We start from the raw sequence: 19,703 nt of genomic DNA on the forward strand, positions 1-19,703 counted from the left end.
TTACATTAAACCACCATATTCAACAGCAGCACCCCGACCAGACCACATACCGAAATGATGGTTTCCAGCGCGGACCAGGACTTGATGGTTTCACCGATAGTCAGGTTGAAGTACTCCTTGAACAGCCAGAAGCCAGGGTCGTTAACGTGAGAGAAAATCACGCTACCGGAACCAACGGCGATAACCATCAGCTCAGGACTCACGCCCGTGGTCGCAATCAGCGGGGCAACGATACCGCCTGCGGTGATCGCCGCAACGGTCGCAGAACCCAGTGCAATACGCAGAACCGCAGCAATAGACCAGGCCATCAGGAGCGGCGACACGTTGGTTTCATGCATCATGGCAGCGATGTATTTGTCCACGCCGCTGTCGACCAGAACCTGCTTGAATGCACCGCCACCGCCGATGATCAGGAGCATCATGGCAATGATTTTGATGGAAGAGGTCAGCGTGTCGTTGATCTGATCCATTGAACGGCCACGGTTCAGACCGAAGGTGAACATCGCGATCAGCACCGCAATCAACGTTGCCATTACCGGGTCACCCAGGAATTCTGCAACGGACAGGAACGCATGACCTTTCGGCAGGATCATCTCTGCCACGGCACGCATCGCCATCAGGATCACCGGTACCAGAGAGGTCCAGACGCTGACGCCGAAACCAGGCATCTCTTCTTCGGTGAAGGTTTTGGCGCTGTACAGACCTTCCGGAATCGGCTTATCAATGCCTTTCAGGAAGCGGGCATAAACCGGGCCTGCCAGAATCACCGTTGGGATCGCCAGAATCGTACCGAACAGCAGGGTTTTACCCATATCCGCGTGGAAGATGGTCGCGATAGCGGTTGGACCCGGGTGCGGCGGCAGGAAGCCGTGGGTCACGGACAGCGCCGCAGCCATTGGCACACCGACATACAGCAGCGGGATGTTTGCCGCAGCCGCGATGGTGAACACCAGCGGCAGCATCAGCACGAAGCCCACTTCATAGAACAGCGCGAAACCAACGGTAAAACCGGTTAATACCACCGCCCACTGGATGTTCTTCTTGCCAAATTTGGCGATGAGGGTGGTGGCAATACGCTGGGCGCCCCCGCAGTCTGCCAGCATTTTGCCGAGCATGGCGCCGAAGCCCATGATCAATGCCAGGCTACCGAGCGTGCCGCCGACACCGGCTTTAATCGAGCTGATGACTTTCACCAGCGGCATCCCTTGCATCAGACCGACTGCAAGTGCCACCAGAACCAGAGCGATAAATCCGTTCATTTTGAAACGGATCATCAAGAGCAGTAATAACACAACACCGATAGCAACGATGACTAATGGCATGATTTACCTGGCCTTTGAATTGTTATGGGTAACGTCATTGTTTCAACGACAAATTCCGATTGTCCCAACTGGGAACAGAGTGTTAACGGCACTCATACTGATGCCTTCGAAACCATTAAGTTTAGTCGGCTGTTATAAGGATGCTGAGTGCCCACGAGAATGATACGGGTAACATGACGTGATTGAGAATCACCCCGGGAGGGTAAATTTGAATTATGAGACGCAGGTCAACATATAGAGGGGGAGGGCTGGAGAGAAGGTATCAGGCCCGCACTGTTTCTGTAGGCCCGGTAAGCGCAGCGTCACCGGGCGATACAGACGGGCACTGAATTAGTAGTAAGAGTGCTCGCCGCGCTGGTGCTCGGTCAGGTCACGCACGCCTTTCAGTTCCGGGAACTCGTTCAGCAGCTGCTTCTCGATCCCTTCTTTCAGGGTCACATCGACCATTGAACAGCCGTTACAGCCGCCGCCGAACTGCAGGATCGCCAGGCCGTCTTCCGTGATTTCCATCAGGGAAACGCGACCGCCGTGGCCCGCCAGCTGTGGGTTGATCTGGGATTGCAGCAGATACTCGACGCGCTCCATCAGCGGGGCATCGTCAGACACTTTACGCATTTTCGCGTTCGGCGCTTTCAGGGTTAGCTGAGAACCCAGCTGATCGGTGACGAAGTCGATCTCCGCATCGTCAAGATACGGTGCGCTCAGCTCATCAACGTAGGCGGTGAGCTGTTCAAATTTAAGGGCAGTGTCAGTTGCTTCCACAGCGTCCGGAGGACAATAAGAAACACCACATTCTGCATTCGGAGTGCCTGGATTAATCACAAACACGCGGATCTGCGTCCCTTCTTCCTGATTTGCCAGCAGTTTGGCAAAGTGTGCTTGTGCAGAATCGGAAATACGGATCATAGCTTTGGCCTAATAGTTGACTAAATTACCTGGGTATAATCATACGCCCATTGAAGAAGGGCTACAAGGTACGGCACAGACACCATACCTGAACCGACGCGGCGCCGCTTCGCAAAAGCAGTCGGGAAAGTTCAGCAACGGTACTGCCCGTGGTGACGACATCATCCACAATCGCGATATGGAGACCGTCGACCGGCAATTCAAGGCGAAAGGCATTTTTGAGGTTCCTTTTGCGAAGCCGGGCGCTGAGCTGATGCTGGATGGCGGTGGCATGAACTCGTGTAAGCGCGCCGGCATCATACCGACAGCCGAGCCACCGTGCGAGGGGACGGCAGATCAGGTCACTCTGGTTATAGCCACGCCGCCAGTGCCGACGTCGGTATAAGGGGACATTCACCACCATGTCGATTTTCGGCAGTGCGCGATGACGCCGTGCCTGCAAAACTGCCAACAATAGCAGGCGGGCAAGGGGCTGTGCCAGCGAGCTCTGCCCGGAAAACTTCAGCGCGTGAATCAGCCTGCTCAGCGGTGGAACATAATCATCCACGGCCACCAGCGCGCTCCACGGCGGGGATTTTTTCAGGCAACGGCCACAGGGCAAAGAGGGATTTGTGGCCGGTAAACCACATTGTGGACAGGTCCCGATACGCCATTCCAGCGAGCGCGTGCAGACGGAGCAGACGCCCCACCGGCTGAGTGCCAGCGGCATTTGGCATAGCCAGCACAAGCCAGGTACTGTTAGCATATGCAACCTCCATGTGAAAAAAGAGAACAGTAACTGATGAAGACGCTGTGGTGGCAGACTGTAGGGACAGGAAATTGCCATCTTGTGCTGCTGCACGGATGGGGCCTGAATGCGGAGATATGGCATTGCATACGTGAGGAACTTGCCTCGCATTTCACACTGCATCTCGTGGATTTGCCCGGCTTTGGCCGCAGCCGCGGTTTTGGCGCGTTATCGCTTGATGAGATGGCGCAGCAGCTTCTGGACGCTGCGCCGCAAAACGCGGTCTGGCTGGGCTGGAGTCTGGGCGGACTGGTGGCGAGTCAGATTGCGCTGTCGCGGCCTGACCGCGTACAAGCGCTGGTGACGGTGGCGTCGTCGCCCTGTTTTAGCGCGCAGGACGCGTGGCCAGGGATCAAACCTGAAGTGCTGGCGGGCTTCCAGCAGCAGCTGAGCGAAGATTTCCAGCGGACCGTCGAGCGGTTTCTTGCATTGCAGACAATGGGCACTGACACCGCGCGTAAGGATGCCCGAACGCTGAAGCAGACCGTGCTTTCGCTGCCGATGCCGGAGGTTGAGGTGCTTAACGGCGGTCTTGAGCTTCTGAAAACGGTTGACCTGCGCGAGCCCCTGGCCGCGCTGACGGTGCCGCACCTGCGTATCTACGGTTACCTCGACGGGATTGTGCCGCGCAAAGTGGTTCCGCTGCTGGATTCGCTCTGGCCGGACAGCGAATCGCAGATCATTGCCAAAGCCGCACATGCCCCGTTTATCTCTCATCCGACGGAGTTTTGTTCAGCGCTCATTGCGTTAAGTCAACGTTTCGACTGATTATTTTCTATCCAGCCTGGAAAAAGTAACACACCGCAACCATACTCCAGATGTCGTTGCGGTTGTTCTGCCTACGATAATCAAAACAACAATCCTATGGAGAGTCAGGTTATGAAACTTGTTACAGGTATTGTCACTTCTCTGGTTATTGGGTCACTGTCATTTGGCGTCTTTGCGGCAAAAGAGCTGGAAAAAGATAAAGTTGCCGGCATGAATCTGACGAAAATTGGTGAGATTACTACGTCTGACACCACCGCGCCGATGGACGCGAGAAAAGAGCTGTCGAAGAAAGCGGATGAGCTGGGCGGAACGTACTACGTCGTCACCAGCGCTGAAAAGCAGACCAAAAACGTACGCGCAACGGCGGACGTCTACAAGTAATACGATAAAGCCAGGCAGCGATGCCTGGCTTTATTAACGCAGTGCCCACCACTCCCTGAGGCAGGCTTTTCCTTCCGGACAGCTTTTACAACTGCCGGAGAGACAGCCGTCCGCGTCTTCCTGAATCCGCACGGCTTTCCCCATGGCTTCCAGTCTTTCCAGCATGGCATCGATCATCGGCTGCGGCGTATGCAGGCTGAGGCTCAGCTGTTTCGCCTCCATCCTACCTTGTAGTGCCAGCAGGTCACGAACCTGAATCAACGATGCCATGGTGTGCTCCTTAGTGACAGTCGCCCGCCGGGCTGCTGCAGCAGGTCGCGGCGGTTTTACGGTTTGCCAGCAGATCGATGTCGACGCGGCTGCGTGCCCGCCGCAACAGACCGAGCACTATCACGTTAAATAGGACAACCGCGAGAATGCAGACCAGGCTGTAGCGCGGATGCTGGCTGAAGTTAACGGTTTGATAAAAGAGCGTCGACAGCGAGTACGCAATGTTTAACCCCCACAGGATGGAGAAGCCCATCCAGCCGCGGCTGGACTCGCGGGCAATCGCCCCCATCACGGAGATGCACGGAATGTAGAGCAGAACAAAGATGAGGTAGCTGTAGGCCGCGGACGCGCTGCCAAATTTCTCGCCCATCACGCCCATGGCACCCGTCGCCATTTCGCCGTCGCCTTTGCTGGCCTCAATGGGGTTCGCCAGCACGCTCAGGCTGAAGGTATCTTTCAGGCTCTGCCAGGTTTCCTCTACGGCACCCAGTAGTTCATGTCCGAGATGAAACTCTGCCGGATTAAATTCCTGCTCCTGAATGTTCTCTGCGGTGTAAAGCGTGTTCAGGGTGCCGACAACCACCTCTTTCGCCATCGCACCGGTGAACAGCCCGACGGTTGCCTGCCAGTTATCCTCATGTACGCCAATCGGTTTGAAGACCGGCGTGATGACGCGGCTGACGGAGGCGAGGGCAGAGTCGTTGATGTTATCTGCCGCCTGTCCACTGAGGGTGAAGCTGTTCAGCGCGCTCAGGAAAATACTGACGATGACAATCACCTTACCGGCGCGCAGCACAAAGCCTTTCAGGCGCTGCCAGGTCTGGATTGCCAGGCTTTTCAGATGCGGCACGTGATACACCGGCAGCTCCATCACAAACGGAGACGCTTCACCGCGCATAATGGTGTGCTTCAGCATTAAACCGGTGAGGATGGCCATCACGATGCCCAGCACATACAGCGAGAAGACCGCCAGCGCGCCCTGCTGACCAAAGAAGGCGGCGGCAAAGACCGCAAAGATTGCCAGACGGGCACCGCAGGACATAAACGGCGCCATCATGATGGTCATCAGGCGTTCACGCGGCGCATCCAGGGTGCGTGCACCCATCACCGACGGCACGTTACAGCCGAAGCCGACAATTAACGGGACGAAGGATTTGCCCGGCAGACCCAGCGCCTGCATCAGACGATCCATCACGAACGCGGCGCGGGCCATGTAACCGGAATCTTCCAGGAACGAGAGGAACAGATACATCATGCCGATCTGCGGCACCAGAGGCAGAACGGTGTTGATACCGCCGCCAATCCCCTGTGCGAGGAAAATGGTTAACCATTCCGGGAAGTGCAGGGTGTAACCCACCCACTGAATACCGTGTACGAAGACCGCGACAGAACCGGCGTCGAAAATGGGCTGGAGTGCGCCACCGATGTTAATGGCAAGCAGGAACATCACGTACATCACCAGCAGGAAGATGGGCAAACCGAGGAAGCGGTTAAGCACAACCCTATCCACCGCTGCCGTAAAGCGGCTGGGTTCTGCCGTCAGGGCGTTACTGACAACGTCGCAAATCGAGGCGATGGCCTGGTAACGCGCATCGGCGATGTGCAGCGCCGGGTCGTCCAGCTCGTCGCTAAGACGGGCCACCGTCGCGTCCAGCTTATCTGCCGCATGCCCGGCGTAAGCGCGGCTGTAGATGTCTCCTTCCAGCATCTGCAGGCCGAGCCACAGGCGCTGTTTCGCAGGCATGCTGTTGTCCATCTCCTGCGCCAGCACATTGGCTTCGCGCAGGAGAGGCTTCGCGTAATGCACCAGCTCAATGTCGCGATTACCCGCGTGACGGTCAATCGCCAGCTTCAGCGCATCAATACCGCGAGCGCGCGTCGAGACCAGCGGAACGACCGGGCACCCCAGGCGCGCGGAGAGGGCATCGACGTCGATGCGCAGCTTTTGTTTCTCCGCAATGTCGAGCATGTTGAGCGCCACGATGCAGGGGATCCCCAGCTCCAGCAGCTGCAGCGTCAGATAAAGGTTACGCTCGAGATTGGAGGCATCGACCACGTTGATCAGCAGGTCCGCGTCGCCGCCAAGAATATAGTGGCAGGCAATCTGCTCATCGAGCGAGGTTTGCGACGAAATGGTGGTTAAAGAGTAGGTGCCGGGAAGGTCAACCAGCGTCACCTGGTTGTCTGTTGTCGTGAACTGGCCCTCTTTACGCTCAACCGTCACGCCCGCCCAGTTGCCCACGCGCTGGCGTGCGCCGGTCAGCTGGTTAAAAAGGGTGGTCTTGCCGGAATTAGGATTGCCAATTAAGCCAATAGTTAACTTTTTCATTTTTTAGACTCACTGAAACCGCTGGCTTGTTATCGGGATAAGGCTTCGACTTCTATTAATGCGAGGTCTTTCTTACGCAGCACCAGATTCACGCGGCGGGTTTCGATGTGAACCGGATCACCTAGCGGCGCCACGCGCACGACCTGAAATGACGAGCCGGGCAGCATGCCCAGCGACAGCAGCTTTTGCCGATAGGCCGGGCTAATTTCGCGGGTAAAACCGGTAATCTTCCATGCACTGTCTGGAGTGAATTGCATAACGCCTGATTCCACGAAAGGTTAAATTATCTACTATGGGATGATAATGAGAATAGTTTTTATCAGCAATATTAAAACTGTGACGGAATGTTGTTTGCGGTATTAATTTACGGCCTGTTTGACCTTGCTCAATATTTGCTGAATTGCCTGGGAAACGAAAAGGGGGGTATTTGTTAACGGGGTGATAATTAGTGGTTTAAATATGGCTACATCCTGTTTATTTTAATTCCCTGCGGCCTGCTTGCCGGGCGGCACTGCGTTTGCCCGGCCTACAAAACCGTAGGCCCGGTCAGCGCAGCGCCACCGGGCAGGTACGTCATTATCGTTTTTTACCCATTGCCGCCGCCAGCGCATCCATCATCGCGCTGTTGCCTGCAGGCTGAGCATCACGTCCGCGCGGTTTTGCCGCCGGACGCTGCTGCTCGCGGCCACCGCCATTGCCGCCACGGCGCGCGTTGGTGTCGCCCGGCTGCTCGTCCAGACGCATGGTCAGCGCGATACGCTTGCGCTGCAGATCCACTTCCAGCACTTTGACCTTCACGATGTCGCCCGCTTTGACCACGGTGTGTGGGTCTTCAACGAACTTGTCGGCAAGGGATGAGATATGCACCAGACCATCCTGATGTACGCCGATATCCACGAACGCGCCAAAGTTGGTGACGTTGGTCACCGCGCCTTCCAGCACCATGCCAGGCAGCAGGTCGTTCATGGTTTCCACGCCGTCAGCAAAGGTCGCCGTTTTGAACTCAGGACGCGGGTCACGGCCTGGTTTTTCCAGCTCTTTGATGATGTCGGTGACGGTTGGGACACCAAATTTGTCGTCGGTGAAATCAACGGCTTTCAGGTTGCGCAGGGCGCTGTTGTCACCCATGAGATCTTTCAGCGCCTGCTGGGTGGCGGCCAGAATGCGTTCCACCACAGGGTACGCTTCCGGGTGAACGGTGGAGGCATCCAGCGGGTTATCGCCGTGGTTGATACGCAGGAAGCCCGCACACTGCTCAAAGGCTTTCGGCCCCAGACGGCTCACTTTAAGCAGCTGCTGACGGTTCTGGAACTGACCATTCTCATCACGCCAGGCGACGATGTTCTGCGCCATCATGCGGGTTAAGCCCGCCACGCGGGTCAGCAGGGGTACGGAGGCAGTGTTCAGGTCAACACCGACGGCGTTTACGCAGTCTTCCACGACCGCATCCAGCTTGCGCGCCAGCTGCGTCTGGCTCACGTCGTGCTGATACTGGCCCACGCCGATGGATTTCGGGTCGATCTTCACCAGCTCCGCCAGCGGATCCTGCAGGCGGCGAGCGATAGAGACCGCACCGCGCAGGGAAACGTCCAGGTCCGGGAACTCCTGGGCCGCCAGCTCGGACGCGGAATAGACGGATGCCCCCGCTTCGCTGACGATCACTTTCTGTGCCGTCACTTTCGGGAACTGCTTCTGCACGTCGAGGTAGAAACGCTCGGTTTCACGTGAGGCCGTACCGTTGCCGATGGCAACCAGCTCCACGTTGTATTTTTCGCACAGCGCCGCCACGACGACGGCCGCTTTCGCTGCCTGGCCGGTGTGCGGATAAATGGTATCGGTAGCCACCAGCTTGCCGGTGCCGTCAACCACAGCGACCTTCACGCCGGTACGCAGACCCGGATCGAGACCCATGGTCGCGCGCAGGCCGGCAGGGGCGGCCATCAGCAGGTCGTGCAGGTTACGGGCGAAGACGTTAATCGCTTCGTCTTCGGCGCGTTCGCGCACGGTGCCCATCAGTTCGGTTTCGAGGTGCATCAGCACCTTGATGCGCCAGGTCCAGCTCACCACGCCTTTGCGCCAGCTGTCCGCCGGGGCGTTGTTCAGGCGCAGGCCAAGATGGTCTATGATGATCTGCTCGCAGTGGCTCTCTTTCGGCGGCTCGTCAAACTGCGGGTCGGCGTTCAGGGAGAGCTGGAGCACGCCTTCGTTGCGGCCGCGGAACATCGCCAGCGCGCGGTGTGAAGGGGTGGTAGAGATTGGTTCGTGGTGATCGAAGTAGTCGCGGAATTTCGCACCTTCTTCCTCTTTCCCCGCGACGACGGTAGAGACGATGTGGGCATTCTTCCACAGGTAATCACGCACTTTAGCGAGCAGGGCGGCGTCTTCGGCGAAGCGCTCCATCAGAATGTAGCGTGCGCCGTCGAGGGCGGCCTTGGTGTCCGCTACGCCTTTGTCGGCGTCGATAAATTTCGCCGCTTCGGTATCGGGATCGTGGGACGGCTCGTTCCACAGCAGGTCGGCCAGCGGCTCAAGACCCGCTTCAATCGCAATCTGCCCGCGCGTGCGGCGCTTCGGTTTGTACGGCAGATAGAGATCTTCGAGTTCGGTTTTGCTCAGGGTGCCGTTAATGGCGCTTTCCAGCTCGCTGGTCAGTTTACCCTGTTCGCCGATGGATTTGAGGATCGCCTGACGACGTTCTTCCAGTTCGCGCAGATAGCCCAGACGGGTCTCCAGGTTACGCAGCTGCGTGTCATCCAGACCGCCGGTGACTTCCTTACGATAGCGTGCAATAAACGGCACGGTGTTCCCTTCATCAAGCAGGCGAACGGCAGCTTCTACCTGTTCGGCTCTGGCCTGAATATCACCCGCAATAATGCGGCAGAGCGAATCTTTCATCATGGCTTTATCATCTGTTGAGTCGAAAAATCAGGGGATAGTTATACGGGCTGACACGGCAAAATGCCAGCCGGGGAGGGCGCTCTCGGACTATTTTACGTAGACGATCTCATTGACGTACCAGCTGGCTTCACCGGATGGGGTCTGAACGACGGCCAGATCGCCCACTTCCTTTTTCAGCAGCGCGCGGGCCATCGGGGAGTCGATGGAGATGTAATCCTTACGACCAAAAATTTCATCGTAGCCGACAATGCGAAAACGCAGGGTGTCACCGTCGTCGTTTTCAATCTCCACCCATGCGCCGAAGAACACTTTGCCCTCCTGCTGCGGGGAGTAATCGACAATTTTGAGATTCTCGAGGCACTTCGTCAGATAGCGAACCCGGCGATCAATTTCGCGCAGCCGCTTTTTGTTGTACTGGTAGTCAGCGTTTTCGCTGCGATCGCCCAGGCTTGCCGCCCAGGTCACCTTTTTGGTCACTTCAGGACGCTCTTCGCGCCAGAGGTAATCCATCTCTTTTTTGAGTTTCTCATACCCTTCGCGGGTGATCAGGGGCGTTTTCATGGTAAAGCCTTTGCTGCCTGCCGATTAACTGTCTTGCGCACAATACGTACCACACAGTGTAACAGACAGGATTAATAATGATTTATGTGATGAAATGAGCAGATAAGCTGCTGTTAAATATGCTTTGTAACAATTTCGACTAGAATTTATACCAGAATTAGCTGGTCGAATACGTGCACTTTTTTAGAATACGCTGTTACAAAGACTATCCGAACCTTTGGGAGTACACACAATGCAAGAGAACTACAAAATTCTGGTCGTGGATGACGACATGCGCCTGCGTGCGCTGCTGGAACGTTATCTGACCGAGCAGGGCTTCCAGGTTCGTAGCGTCGCGAACGCTGAGCAGATGGACCGTCTGCTGACCCGTGAATCTTTCCACCTGATGGTGCTAGACCTGATGCTGCCTGGCGAAGATGGGCTCTCTATTTGCCGCCGTCTGCGCAGCCAGAGCAACCCGATGCCGATCATCATGGTGACGGCGAAGGGCGAGGAAGTTGACCGTATCGTGGGCCTCGAAATCGGTGCGGACGACTACATTCCAAAACCGTTTAACCCGCGTGAACTGCTGGCGCGTATTCGCGCTGTGCTGCGCCGTCAGGCGAACGAACTGCCTGGCGCACCGTCTCAGGAAGAAGCCGTCATTGCCTTCGGCAAGTTCAAGCTGAACCTCGGCACGCGCGAGATGTTCCGTGAAGATGAGCCAATGCCGCTCACCAGCGGCGAGTTTGCGGTACTGAAAGCGCTGGTCAGCCATCCGCGTGAACCGCTTTCCCGTGACAAGCTGATGAACCTGGCGCGCGGTCGCGAATACTCCGCAATGGAACGCTCCATTGACGTGCAGATCTCTCGCCTGCGCCGCATGGTGGAAGAAGATCCTGCGCATCCTCGTTATATTCAGACCGTATGGGGTCTGGGCTACGTGTTCGTCCCGGACGGCGCTAAAGCATGAGGCGAATGCGCTTCTCGCCGCGTAGCTCGTTTGCCCGCACCCTGTTACTGATCGTCACCCTGCTGTTCGTCAGCCTGGTGACGACCTATCTGGTGGTGCTGAACTTTGCGATCCTGCCGAGTCTCCAGCAGTTTAATAAGGTCCTGGCCTACGAAGTCCGTATGCTGATGACCGACAAACTGCAGCTGGAGGACGGCACGCAGCTGGTTGTTCCCCCGGCGTTTCGCCGTGAAATCTACCGTGAGCTGGGCATTTCGCTCTACTCCAACGAAGCGGCGGAAGACGCTGGCCTGCGCTGGGCGCAGCACTACGAATTTCTCAGCCAGCAGATGGCGCAGCAGCTGGGCGGCCCAACGGAAGTGCGCGTTGAGGTCAACAAAAGCTCGCCTGTTGTCTGGCTGAAAACCTGGCTGTCACCCAATATCTGGGTGCGCGTCCCGCTGACCGAAATCCATCAGGGCGACTTCTCGCCGCTGTTCCGCTACACCCTTGCCATCATGCTGCTGGCGATAGGCGGCGCGTGGCTATTTATCCGTATACAGAACCGACCGCTGGTCGACCTGGAGCATGCTGCGCTGCAGGTCGGTAAAGGGATTATTCCTCCTCCGCTGCGCGAGTATGGCGCCTCGGAAGTCCGTTCAGTGACGCGGGCGTTTAACCATATGGCGGCAGGCGTGAAGCAGCTGGCGGATGACCGTACGCTGCTGATGGCGGGCGTCAGCCATGACCTGCGCACGCCGCTAACGCGTATTCGTCTGGCGACGGAGATGATGGGGGAAGAAGACGGTTACCTTGCCGAGTCCATCAACAAGGACATCGAAGAGTGTAACGCCATCATTGAGCAGTTCATCGACTACCTGCGCACCGGGCAGGAGATGCCAATGGAGATGGCGGATCTGAACGCGGTGCTGGGCGAGGTGGTGGCGGCGGAAAGCGGCTACGAGCGCGAGATTGATACCGACCTTCAGGCGGGGGAGATCCAGGTACGCATGCACCCGCTCTCCATCAAGCGTGCGGTCGCCAACATGGTGGTTAACGCGGCGCGCTACGGCAATGGCTGGATTAAAGTCAGTAGCGGGTCTGAACTCAACCGCGCCTGGTTCCAGGTGGAAGACGACGGTCCGGGCATCAAGCCCGAGCAGCGTAAGCATCTGTTCCAGCCATTTGTGCGTGGCGACAGTGCGCGCAGCACCAGCGGTACAGGCTTAGGCCTGGCGATCGTGCAGCGTATTGTGGATAACCATAACGGACTGCTGGAGATTGGCACCAGCGAGCGGGGTGGGTTGAGCATTCGCGCCTGGCTGCCGGTACCGGTGACGCGGGGGCAGGTGAAAGAGAGTTAAAAAAAGGGTGGCACTAGCCACCCTTTTTTGTAGGTCGGGTAAGGCGAAGCCGCCACCCGACAACATAAGACCTCTGCGGGCTGATGCCCTCACCCCGGCCCTCTCCCACGGGGAGAGGGAGAAGGGCTACAGCTTCGGACCCGCACTCACCAGCGCTTCACCTGCCGGAGTATCGGTATACTTCTCGAAGTTCTCAATAAACAGCTTCGCCAGCGATTCCGCCTTCTCACGCCACTGCTCCGGAGAACCGTACGTATTGCGCGGGTCGAGGATATGCGTATCCACACCCGGCAGCGACGTTGGGATCGCCAGGTCAAACATCGGCAGCGTGAAGGTTTCGGCATCGTCCAGAGAACCATCCAGAATGGCGTCGATAATGGCGCGGGTATCTTTGATAGATATACGTTTGCCGGTACCGTTCCAGCCAGTGTTCACCAGGTACGCCTGCGCGCCGGATGCCTGCATGCGTTTCACCAGCACTTCAGCGTACTGCGTCGGGTGCAGCGACAGGAAGGCCGCGCCGAAGCAGGCGGAGAAGGTTGGGGTTGGCTCCGTCACGCCGCGCTCGGTACCCGCCAGCTTGGCGGTGAAGCCGGAGAGGAAGTGGTACTGCGTCTGGCTGGCCGTCAGGCGAGACACCGGAGGCAGCACGCCGAACGCATCCGCCGTCAGGAAAATGACCTTCGTGGCATGACCCGCTTTTGACACCGGCTTCACGATATTGTCGATGTGGTAGATCGGGTAAGAGACGCGGGTGTTTTCCGTTTTCGACGCATCGTCGAAGTCGATGGAGCCATCGGCACGCACGGTGACGTTTTCCAGCAGCGCATCGCGACGGATCGCGTGGAAGATATCCGGCTCGGCCTCTTCAGACAGGCGAATGGTCTTCGCGTAGCAGCCGCCTTCAAAGTTGAATACGCCGTCGTCATCCCAGCCGTGTTCGTCATCGCCAATGAGACGACGTTTTGGATCGGTGGACAGAGTGGTTTTGCCGGTGCCGGACAGGCCGAAGAATACCGCTACGTCGCCTTTTTCACCGACGTTAGCCGAGCAGTGCATGGAGGCGATGCCCCGCAGCGGCAGCAGGTAGTTCATGACGGAGAACATCCCTTTCTTCATTTCGCCGCCGTACCAGGTACCGCCGATCAGCTGGATACGCTCGGTCAGGTTGAAGGCAACAAAGTTTTCGGAGTTCAGACCCTGCTCTTTCCACTGTGGATTCGTGCATTTCGCACCGTTCATCACGATGAAATCCGGGGTGAAATCCTGCAGCTCTTCGTCGGTTGGACGAATAAACATGTTTTTCACGAAATGCGCCTGCCAGGCCACTTCAGTGATAAAACGCACGGAGAGACGGGTGTCGGCGTTAGCGCCGCAGAAAGCGTCGACAATGAACAGGCGCTTGCCGGAAAGTTGATGGGTGACGAGGCCTTTCAGGTGCTGCCAGGTTTCCGGGGAGAGCGGTTTGTTGTCGTTCTTCCCTTTGCCCTTGTCAGCCCACCACAGCGTATCGCGGGTGGTTTCGTCTCGGACGATATACTTATCTTTCGGCGAACGACCGGTAAAGATACCGGTATCGACGGCGATAGCACCAAGATTCGTCAACACACCGCGCTCGTATCCTTCCAGTGCTGGATTGAGCTCTTCCTGATACAGCGTATCGTAGTCGGGGTTGTAGACGATTTCCTGGACGTCGTGAATTCCATAAGCCTTGAGATCTTGCGGGGTTAAACCAGTAACACGCATATCACTGCTCCTTAGCCAATATGTACTGCCTGAAATTGTAGGGTTTTTCTGAGGTTGTTAACCGCGACGGGGCTCATAGATTTACGCATCTGGACAAAACCCTTACTAACGGAAAACGCTGCGACTCCAGTCACAGCGCAGGCGGATTATCGCAGGAATCGCTTTTTGGTTGGGGAAAATGTTCCGAAAAGGTTAAAGAGTGGTGATTTTATCGGAAGGAATGTGAATGTAATCGCATACACGTAAGAAAATTACGTAAGAGTTACATAGGGAAAACGATTCAGCTTAAGCGGGGATTATTGCCCTCACCCTAACCCTCTCCCTGTGGGAGAGGGAACAGGATGGGGATATTAGTGAACCTGCGGATCCGCCGGGGAGGCGTTATTGCGGATCTCAGCGATATCCATCGAATTGAACACGTAGTGTGTACCGCAGTAGTCACAGTGCATATCAATTTCGCCGTCTTCCGCCATGATGCTGTCGATCTCTTCATCCGGCAGGGTTTTCAGTGCGCCAGCGCAGCGCTCGCGGGAGCAGGTGCACTTAAATTCCACCGCCTGCGGGTCGTAGACCGTCACTTCTTCTTCGTGGTACAGACGCCACAGCACGTCGGTCGCCGACAGGTTGAACAGCTCTTCCGCTTTGATGGTTTCGGTCAGCGTCGCCAGGTGCTCAAAGTCATTGGTCTGCGCGTCCTGCGCAGGTAGAACCTGCAGCAGCATACCGCCCGCAGCAGGCTGACCGTCCACTTCACCGGTGCGGATAAACAGACGCGTTGGCAGCTGTTCAGAACGCATGAAGTAATCTTCCAGGCAGGCCGCCAGGGTATCGCCTTCCAGACCCACCACGCCCTGATAGCGTTCACCTTCTTCCGGGGAGATGGTGATCACCAGGTAGCCATTGCCCACCAGTGTTTTCAGATCCGCGTTTTCAGGAACGTCGCCCTGAACGCGCGCCACGCCGCGCATCTGCTGCTGGTTATTGCCGTTGATCACTGCCAGCGTCATCGGACCGTCACCCTGCAGCTGCACGGTGATATCACCGGCAAACTTCAGCGTCGCCGTCAGCAGGCTGGTGGCAACCAGCAGTTCGCCCAACAGGGTCTTCACCGGCAGCGGGTAGTTGTGGTTTTCCAGAATCTGTTTCCAGGTTTCGGATACGGTGACCAGCTCGCCGCGCACGGCGAATTGTTCAAACAGATAGCGGTGTAATTGGTCGTGTTGGGCCATTTTCATCTCTCGTGCGGGTGAGGTTACTCAGTCTCACCGTGTTTAAATTTCATCAGATCGCGGCGCTCTTTTTTATCTGGTCGCCGGTCCGGGTGAGGCATCGTCAGCGCGTTCATTTTGCGCGCCAGCGCGGTCTTCTCGCGTTTTTCAATGCTCTCCGCCGTCTCTTCATAAAGCAGTACGGCTTCCGTTGCGGGCCGTCGTTGTTCGGTAATGGCTTTAATCACCACCGTACGTTCATCGTTGCCCTGACGCAGCGTTAAGGTGGCATTCAGTTCAACCAGCTTGCTCGGTTTGCTGCGCTGGCCGTTGTAATGCACTTTTCCGCCGTCAACCATCTCGCGGGCAAGGGCGCGTGTTTTATAAAAACGCGCTGCCCACAGCCATTTATCCAGTCTTACCCCGTCAGAGGGTTTTTCTTTCATGGCGTCTCCTTCACGGTCAGTGAGGGGATCATCTGGCGATAGTCGTTCAGTCCAGGGTGGCGCAGATAGCTTTTTTCAGCCAGGCCAGAGTCAGGGTTGGTAACGCCCAGACAGTAGCGAATGCCAAACCTTGCCGCGGAATCCAGAATGGGCTCGCTGTCATCGATGAACAGCGTACGTTCTGGCTGCAAACCCGTCTCTTCCTTCACCGCATGCCACAACCGCTGATCCTCTTTCGGATAACCAAATGTGTGGGTGGAAAGTAATAAATCAAGGTGCGACGCCAGACCCGTATGCTCCAGCTTCACTGCCAGATTATGTGGATGCGCGTTGGTCAGCAAAATACGGCGCTTGCCGCTTGCTTTCAGCGCATCCAGAAAGGGCACGGTATCCTCGCGCAGAACGGCGCGCGGGCCCTGGGCGGTGGTCATGGCACAAATATCCAAACCGAGGCGCTCGCTCCAGTAGTCAAGACAGTACCAGTTTAGCGTATGTTGCACCGCGCTATATTGCGAACGAATGAATGCCTGCGCTTCTGCCGGGGAGATCCCCTGCTGCTCGCCATAGGTTTCAGGAACCAGCGTTTGCCAGAAATAGTTATCAAAGGCGAGATCGAGCAGCGTGCCGTCCATATCCAGCAGAACGGTATCTACCTCCTGCCAGGCGATATCAAGATGCATTAGGGGGAACTCCAGCCAGAAGAAACGTGCGCGACAGGGTAGCACATCTTGTCGCGCAACGACGTTATCAGATCAGGCTCTCAGACGAGGGGAGCAGCTTAGGATTGAGGCAGTTTTCATAATACTGCTGGATGTCGGCAAGGCGGGTGCGTGAGCGCTGGTAGCGGCGCAGGGCCATAAAGCCGTTCCAGAAAATGGCGATCAGCATCGCGGTCATCAGCAGAGAGGTACCGATGTAACGCCACAAACCTGCGCTATCCGGCATCCGGTGCAGGCCGATATGGCGAGTGCCGTTGGCATCGGTATAAATACTCGTGACAATTCCTTCGGCGCTGAACGGCGTTTGCATCAGCATCTGCGCCAGGCGCTGGAATTGGCTCCACTGCTCCTGCGCCGGGTAGTCATAAAGCGCGACCTGCGGGTAAGGCTGATCGACCAGGTCGCTGCCTTCATCGCTGACAATCACAAACCCGCCCGGAGCCGGGCTGTTCAGCGCCTGAGCCGCTCGGGTGGTCTCGCGCATCATGAACGGCGAGGTCGAGGTGGCGACAAGGTTATCCAGCGATTCAGCGCTCACCGGACGCAGCAGCACGTTAACGCCATCCAGCCGTCCGGCTTCGGCGCGTTTCACCAGCGAGTCCCAGTCTTTACTGTTCCCCAGGTTTACCAGGGCGTTTTTAAGACGTATGCACTCATCCTGAGAGGAGCATAAATCCTGTGTTTTCAGGACGATGTCACCAAAATCATCCAGCAGAACCATACCTGATTTCTGAATGGCCGAGCGCAGCGCAGGGCTGACGTGCGAATCATCGTCCGGTTTCGGGTGCAGCTGGCGGTTAACCGTCTGGGTAAGCGCCGTGGCTTTATTCACCACTTCGGATTCCGGCAGCGGCAGCGGCGGCGCGTCGTTCCAGATAATTTGCGAGCAATCGAACGGCATGAACGGTGAGTTCTGGCGGGTGTTCCACGTCCCTGGGGTGTGAATATTACACATCCCGGTACCCTTCAGGCGCAGCGTATCCCCCACGCGTACACCGGCTTCATCCAGTTTGTTGACGCTGGTCGCTTCAATGGTTTGCGCCCCTTTGATCCACGACAGGGTGAATTTGATGGGCATATCCAGCGGCACGAAAAGCAGCAGCATGGCTAAGACCAGCGCGGCGCCGCCGGCAATGACCGCGCTGCGCAGCCAGTGCTGAAGCGGGAAATTTGTCACTTCATCATGCAGAGACAGGAAGCGCCCCTGACGCACAACGTGGCGGTCAAGGTAGATATCAATATCGGTTTTCTGCCCTAAGTCTTGCGCAATCCACGGTTGCCAGTGGCGCGGGTAGATCAGATCGATAATACCGAGCGAGATATTGTTGAGATGTTCCTGATCGTTTTCACCGAACAAGCCCCAGCGCTTTGGCGTACCGCGCAGGCAGTGGATCTCTCGCAACGAGGTTTTGGCCGGTGGGGCAAAGAGTCCCCAAAGCCCGGCAGCCAGCAGCAGCACCGCGCCTCCCGCCAGCCAGGGGACAAACACATCCGGCGTGAGCAGGCAGAAAAAAAAGAGCAGGAAGGCCGCGACGATCAGAATGGCTTCACGTATTCCGTCCGGGCGGCTCAGGGCGTACTCTTCATGCGTCTCCTGGCGAATGTTCAGCAGTTCGATCTGCTCAGTCTCTTCGCCACGAATGGAAGCCTGCGTCGAACTCGCGCGCTCCAGCGCAAAACGCGGGGCTTCCTGAAGGTATTCATTCAGCGTATGGCCGTTAAGTGAGATAACCAGGGGCAACGAATCGGTGTGAATCAGCTCAACGCTGTTTTCATCATTAATGTATTGCTCCCAGGACGGGGGCAGATGCACTTCGACGGAATCAAGGTAATAGCGCCATTTATTGGGGTCATCAGTGGTGATGCCATAGCGCGTGATGGAGCGCGTCACGCAGAGCACGGTATCACTTTGCGCATTAAGCTTTAGCGCGACGGGCGCAGCGGTGGCTCCCGTTGGCCCAGGCGTTAACTGAGAACGGTTCAGGATTTCGAGGTAGTTTTCAACCGCATCGCGCTCGTCTTGCGTGAGTTTGCGCGTGCTCGCACCCGCAAATGCATTTAAAAAGGGCAGACGATAACGGCGCTGTACGCGGCGCCTGTACAACCACCCTGCAACCAATGCGCTGGCCAGCATAGCAGCGAGAACAATCAAAATGGTGCTCATGCTTTCCCCATCTTACTTATCTTACAGGTGTAGTCAGTAGCACCTTTACATTGAATGAGAGTCTGTGGTTGGCTATCGGCAAGTATGGAGTCGAACTTGAGCATTCTGAAGCGCATCCCAGTGACCGGTGATGATAGCAAAGCCTGTTATGGCGCGATATCAGCAAATTCCTGGAAACATTTCAACCTCTTGACATTTGTTTTGAATTGAGGATTGATCCCTGCTACGTTGCATAAATGTAAATAAAGAACGATTGACATTGCCGAAACCGTGCGGCATATCGCACAATAACGCCAGTTCTTACTGCTAAGACCCATCACGATGAGCAAACCACTACAAAAACCCACCATTCTGAATGTTGAAACTGTCGCCAAATCGCGTCTGTTTAATATCGAAAGTGTGGACCTGGAGTTCAGCAACGGTGTGCGTCGCGTTTATGAACGTATGCGCCCCTCTTCGCGCGAAGCGGTGATGATTGTTCCCATTGTCGACGATCATCTGATTTTGATCCGCGAATACGCTGTGGGAACGGAATCTTACGAGCTTGGGTTCTCGAAAGGGCTTATCGACCCGGGTGAAACCGTCTTTGAAGCGGCAAACCGTGAGCTGAAAGAAGAGGTCGGCTTCGGGGCCAATGAGCTTTCGTTCCTGAAAAAACTGAGCATGGCGCCGTCCTATTTTTCCAGCAAAATGAATATCGTGGTGGCTGAAGATCTCTATCCTGAATCGCTGGAAGGGGATGAGCCGGAGCCGCTGCCGCAGGTTCGCTGGCCGTTAGCGCACCTGATGGATCTGCTGGAAGACCCTGACTTTAATGAGGCTCGCAACGTGAGCGCGCTGTTCCTGGTCCGGGAGTGGTTGAAGGGGCAGGGGCGACTGTAGTGGCCTGATGCCCTCACCTCA

At 56.6% G+C, this 19,703-nt stretch carries 18 protein-coding genes; 5 read left to right on the forward strand and 13 right to left on the reverse strand.

All coding sequences use genetic code 11. The features are described from left to right. Positions 1-5: 5 nt before the first annotated feature. From gntT to gntX, 3 genes are all read right to left on the reverse strand, one after another. Positions 6-1,322 (reverse strand): gluconate transporter, encoded by a 1,317-nt coding sequence (gene gntT, locus FU672_RS19715; RefSeq protein ID WP_033146827.1) that lies wholly within the window; start codon positions 1,320-1,322, stop codon positions 6-8. Between the two features lie 330 nt (positions 1,323-1,652). Next, positions 1,653-2,228: a Fe-S biogenesis protein NfuA gene (gene nfuA, locus FU672_RS19720; protein ID WP_014072124.1), complete on the reverse strand. Its 576-nt coding sequence runs from the start codon at positions 2,226-2,228 to the stop codon at positions 1,653-1,655. Positions 2,229-2,289: 61 nt separating this feature from the next. Beyond that, the gene (gntX, locus tag FU672_RS19725; RefSeq protein ID WP_148244495.1) at positions 2,290-2,973 is read right to left on the reverse strand and encodes a DNA utilization protein GntX; all 684 of its coding nucleotides are present in this window, start codon (positions 2,971-2,973) and stop codon (positions 2,290-2,292) included. A gap of 36 nt (positions 2,974-3,009) precedes the next feature. Between gntX and bioH the strand changes: the two genes are divergently transcribed. Both bioH and FU672_RS19735 read left to right on the forward strand, forming a co-directional pair. Then, complete coding sequence (gene bioH, locus FU672_RS19730) at positions 3,010-3,783, forward strand: pimeloyl-ACP methyl ester esterase BioH (RefSeq protein ID WP_148244496.1); 774 nt, start codon at positions 3,010-3,012, stop codon at positions 3,781-3,783. A gap of 111 nt (positions 3,784-3,894) precedes the next feature. Beyond that, entirely contained in the window at positions 3,895-4,164 is a 270-nt protein-coding gene (locus FU672_RS19735; RefSeq protein WP_048226350.1) for a YdgH/BhsA/McbA-like domain containing protein, read from the forward strand. A 33-nt stretch (positions 4,165-4,197) separates the two neighbouring features. Here the strand turns inward: FU672_RS19735 and feoC are convergent, their stop codons facing one another. The 5 genes from feoC to greB form a co-directional block, all read right to left on the reverse strand. After that, complete coding sequence (gene feoC / locus FU672_RS19740) at positions 4,198-4,434, reverse strand: [Fe-S]-dependent transcriptional repressor FeoC (protein ID WP_024907906.1); 237 nt, start codon at positions 4,432-4,434, stop codon at positions 4,198-4,200. A 10-nt stretch (positions 4,435-4,444) separates the two neighbouring features. Beyond that, positions 4,445-6,763 (reverse strand): Fe(2+) transporter permease subunit FeoB, encoded by a 2,319-nt coding sequence (feoB, locus tag FU672_RS19745; RefSeq protein WP_148244497.1) that lies wholly within the window; start codon positions 6,761-6,763, stop codon positions 4,445-4,447. 29 nt (positions 6,764-6,792) lie between these two features. Beyond that, positions 6,793-7,020 carry a ferrous iron transporter A gene (gene feoA / locus FU672_RS19750; protein WP_008503050.1) on the reverse strand — a complete coding sequence of 76 codons (228 nt, stop codon included), beginning with the start codon at positions 7,018-7,020 and terminating at the stop codon, positions 6,793-6,795. A gap of 319 nt (positions 7,021-7,339) precedes the next feature. Continuing rightward, a complete protein-coding gene (locus FU672_RS19755) occupies positions 7,340-9,661 on the reverse strand; it encodes a Tex family protein (protein WP_148244498.1) in 2,322 nt (773 codons plus the stop codon). A gap of 87 nt (positions 9,662-9,748) precedes the next feature. Next, positions 9,749-10,222 carry a transcription elongation factor GreB gene (gene greB, locus FU672_RS19760; RefSeq protein WP_112779962.1) on the reverse strand — a complete coding sequence of 158 codons (474 nt, stop codon included), beginning with the start codon at positions 10,220-10,222 and terminating at the stop codon, positions 9,749-9,751. A 232-nt stretch (positions 10,223-10,454) separates the two neighbouring features. On the opposite strand from greB, the gene ompR reads away from it, so the two are divergent. Beyond that, a complete protein-coding gene (gene ompR, locus FU672_RS19765) occupies positions 10,455-11,174 on the forward strand; it encodes an osmolarity response regulator transcription factor OmpR (protein ID WP_006177890.1) in 720 nt (239 codons plus the stop codon). Further along, positions 11,171-12,517: a two-component system sensor histidine kinase EnvZ gene (envZ, locus tag FU672_RS19770; protein WP_008503047.1), complete on the forward strand. Its 1,347-nt coding sequence runs from the start codon at positions 11,171-11,173 to the stop codon at positions 12,515-12,517. The genes ompR and envZ overlap by 4 nt, the downstream gene beginning before the upstream one ends. A 126-nt stretch (positions 12,518-12,643) precedes the next feature. On the opposite strand, the gene pckA is transcribed toward envZ, so the two are convergent. From pckA to FU672_RS19795, 5 genes are all read right to left on the reverse strand, one after another. Continuing rightward, positions 12,644-14,263, reverse strand: coding sequence for a phosphoenolpyruvate carboxykinase (ATP) (pckA, locus tag FU672_RS19775; protein WP_047345740.1), 1,620 nt, complete (start codon positions 14,261-14,263; stop codon positions 12,644-12,646). 350 nt (positions 14,264-14,613) lie between these two features. After that, positions 14,614-15,498 (reverse strand): Hsp33 family molecular chaperone HslO, encoded by an 885-nt coding sequence (hslO, locus tag FU672_RS19780; RefSeq protein ID WP_162269339.1) that lies wholly within the window; start codon positions 15,496-15,498, stop codon positions 14,614-14,616. A gap of 17 nt (positions 15,499-15,515) precedes the next feature. After that, positions 15,516-15,917 (reverse strand): ribosome-associated heat shock protein Hsp15, encoded by a 402-nt coding sequence (gene hslR, locus FU672_RS19785; protein ID WP_023333710.1) that lies wholly within the window; start codon positions 15,915-15,917, stop codon positions 15,516-15,518. Beyond that, positions 15,914-16,597, reverse strand: coding sequence for a GMP/IMP nucleotidase (gene yrfG / locus FU672_RS19790; RefSeq protein WP_032641117.1), 684 nt, complete (start codon positions 16,595-16,597; stop codon positions 15,914-15,916). Before yrfG ends, hslR begins: the two co-directional genes overlap by 4 nt. Positions 16,598-16,664: 67 nt before the next feature. Continuing rightward, positions 16,665-18,800 (reverse strand): intracellular growth attenuator family protein, encoded by a 2,136-nt coding sequence (locus FU672_RS19795; protein WP_148244499.1) that lies wholly within the window; start codon positions 18,798-18,800, stop codon positions 16,665-16,667. A gap of 321 nt (positions 18,801-19,121) precedes the next feature. On the opposite strand from FU672_RS19795, the gene nudE reads away from it, so the two are divergent. Further along, the gene (gene nudE, locus FU672_RS19800) at positions 19,122-19,682 is read left to right on the forward strand and encodes an ADP compounds hydrolase NudE (protein WP_148244500.1); all 561 of its coding nucleotides are present in this window, start codon (positions 19,122-19,124) and stop codon (positions 19,680-19,682) included. The last annotated feature ends 21 nt before the right edge of the window (positions 19,683-19,703 follow it).

It is taken from the genome of Enterobacter asburiae (assembly GCF_008080435.1).
Classification (GTDB): domain Bacteria; phylum Pseudomonadota; class Gammaproteobacteria; order Enterobacterales; family Enterobacteriaceae; genus Enterobacter; species Enterobacter asburiae_C.